The 2,885-nt window shown below is 70.4% G+C and carries 3 protein-coding genes; all 3 read left to right on the top strand.

Translation table 11 applies throughout. From position 1 onward, the window contains the following. Positions 1 to 1,107: vitamin B12 dependent-methionine synthase activation domain-containing protein (locus ACZ4SA_RS36785; RefSeq protein ID WP_468283175.1), on the top strand; the 1,107-nt coding region annotated here is incomplete at its 5' end. Beyond that, positions 1,104 to 2,006: a methylenetetrahydrofolate reductase [NAD(P)H] gene (gene metF, locus ACZ4SA_RS36780; protein WP_468283172.1), complete on the top strand. Its 903-nt coding sequence runs from the start codon at positions 1,104 to 1,106 to the stop codon at positions 2,004 to 2,006. The genes ACZ4SA_RS36785 and metF, both read left to right, overlap by 4 nt. Then, positions 1,984 to 2,885: adenosylhomocysteinase (locus ACZ4SA_RS36775; RefSeq protein ID WP_468283169.1), on the top strand; the 902-nt coding region annotated here is incomplete at its 3' end. The genes metF and ACZ4SA_RS36775, both read left to right, overlap by 23 nt.

Below are 2,885 nucleotides of genomic sequence, written 5' to 3'. Positions count from 1 at the left end.
GAGAACCTGGAGGAGCTCAACCAGCGCAGGATGGCCGCCGACTACCCGGTCATCCTGGGCGGCGCGGCCCTCACCCGCGCCTATGTCGAGCAGGACCTCCACGAGCTCTACGAGGGCGAAGTCCGCTACGCCCGCGACGCGTTCGAGGGCCTGCGCCTGATGGACGCCCTCATCGCCGTCAAACGCGGCGTCCCCGGCGCCGCACTGCCCCAACTCAAGCAGCGCCGTGTGCAGACCACCGCCCCCCTCCTCGAGGAGCGCCCCGCGGAGACACCCTCACGCTCCGACGTCGCCGTCGACAACCCGGTCCCCGAGCCGCCGTTCTGGGGAACCCGCGTGGTCAAGGGCATCGCGCTGGGGGAGTACGCGTCCTGGCTCGACGAGAGCGCCCTGTTCAAGGGCCAGTGGGGCCTGAAGGGCGCCCGCGGCACCGGCCCGTCCTACGAGGAACTCGTCGAGAGCGAAGGCCGCCCCCGGCTGCGCGGCCTGCTGGACCGGCTGCAGACCGACAACCTCCTCGAAGCGGCCGTCGTCCACGGCTACTTCCCCTGCGTGTCCAAGGGCGACGACCTGATCATCCTCGGCGACGACGGCTCGGAGCGGACCCGCTTCACCTTCCCCCGCCAAAGCCGCGGCCGGCACCTGTGCCTGGCCGACTTCTTCCGCCCCGAGGAATCCGGCGAGAGGGACGTCGTCGCCCTGCAGGTCGTGACCGTCGGCTCGAAGATCGGCGAGGAGACCGCCAAGCTCTTCGAAGCAGGCGCCTACCGCGACTACCTCGAACTGCACGGCCTGTCCGTGCAGTTGGCCGAGGCACTCGCCGAGTACTGGCACGCCCGGGTGCGCGCCGAACTCGGCATCGCCTCCGGCGACCCCGGCACCCTCGACGGCATGCTCCGCACCGAATACCAGGGCTGCCGCTACTCGCTCGGCTACCCCGCCTGCCCCGACCTGGAGGACCGCGCCAAGATCGCCGCCCTGCTCCGGCCGGAACGCATCGGCGTCCAGCTGTCCGAGGAGTTCCAGCTCCACCCCGAGCAGTCCACCGACGCCGTCGTCATCCACCACCCCGAGGCGAGCTACTTCAACGCCGGAGGCCGCGCATGAGCACCCTGCGCGACACCCTCGCGACCGGAAAACCCTCCTTCTCCTTCGAGTTCTTCCCGCCCAGAACCGAAGCCGGGACCCGCACCCTGTGGAACGCGATCCGCCGCATCGAGGCCCTCGCGCCCACCTTCGTGTCCGTCACCTACGGCGCCGGCGGCTCCTCGCGCGACCGCACCGTCGCCGTCACCAAACGCATCGCCGCGGAAACCACCCTGCGCCCGGTCGCCCACCTCACCGCCGTCGGGCATTCGGTCGCGGAACTGCGCCACATCATCGGCCAGTACGCCGACGCCGGCGTGCACGACGTGCTCGCCCTGCGCGGCGACCCGCCCGGCGACCCGAACGCCCCCTGGACCGCGCACCCGGACGGCTTCGCCCACGCCCACGAACTCGTCTCCCTGGTCCGCAGGTCGGGCGACTTCAGCGTCGGCGTCGCCGCCTTCCCCGAACGCCACCCCCGCTCCGCCGACTGGGACAGCGACATCCGCCACTTCGTCGCCAAGTGCCGCGCCGGGGCCGACTACGCGATCACCCAGATGTTCTTCCGCACCGAGGACTATCTACGGCTGCGGGACAGGGTTGCGGCCGCCGGCTGCGACACCCCGATCATCCCCGAGATCATGCCGGCCACCGACGTGAAGCAGATCGCCCGCTTCGCCCAGCTGTCCGGCGCCACCTTCCCCGACCACCTCGCCCGCCGCCTGGACGCGGCCCGCGACCACCCGGCCGACGGCCACCGCATCGGCGTCGAACACGCCACCGCCATGGCCGACCGGCTCCTCGCCGAAGGCGCCCCCGGACTGCACTACATCACGCTCAACCGCTCCACCGCGACGCTCGAGATCCACCAGAACATCCAGAACTCAAGGAGTGCACATGCCCTCGCAGCCGGCCGCTGACTTCACGGATTTCAAGGTCGCCGACCTGTCCCTCGCCGTCTTCGGCCGCAAGGAGATCACCCTCGCCGAGCACGAGATGCCCGGCCTGATGTCGATCCGCAAGGAGTACGCCGCGGCCCAGCCGCTCGCCGGCGCGCGCATCACCGGCTCGCTGCACATGACCGTTCAGACCGCCGTGCTGATCGAGACCCTGGTCGCACTGGGTGCCGAGGTGCGCTGGGTGTCCTGCAACATCTTCTCCACCCAGGACCACGCCGCCGCCGCCATCGCGGTCGGCCCGAACGGCAGCGTCGACGCCCCGCAGGGCGTCCCCGTCTTCGCCTGGAAGGGCGAGACGCTCGAGGAGTACTGGTGGTGCACCGAGCAGGCCCTGACCTGGCCCGGCCACGCAGGCCCCAACATGATCCTCGACGACGGCGGCGACGCCACCCTCCTGGTCCACAAGGGCGTCGAGTTCACCAAGGCCGGCGCCGTCCCCGACCCCTCCACCGCCGACAACGACGAATACCGCGTCATCCTCGAACTGCTGCACCGCTCCACCCTCGACTGGCCCGAACTCGCCGCCGGCATCCGCGGCGTGACGGAGGAGACCACGACTGGTGTCCACCGTCTGTACGAGATGCACCGCGACGGCACGCTGCTGTTCCCGGCGATCAATGTGAACGATGCGGTCACCAAGTCGAAGTTCGACAACAAGTACGGCTGCCGGCACTCGCTGATCGACGGCATCAACCGTGCGACCGATGTGCTGATCGGTGGCAAGACGGCGGTCGTGTTCGGGTATGGCGATGTGGGCAAGGGCTGTGCGGAGTCGCTGCGCGGCCAGGGTGCGCGGGTGATCATCACGGAGATCGACCCGATCTGCGCGCTGCAGGCGGC

It is taken from the genome of Streptomyces sp. NPDC027962, assembly GCF_055566095.1.
Note: the sequence above shows the minus strand (reverse complement) of the source record. Positions and strands in the feature narration are given on the sequence as shown.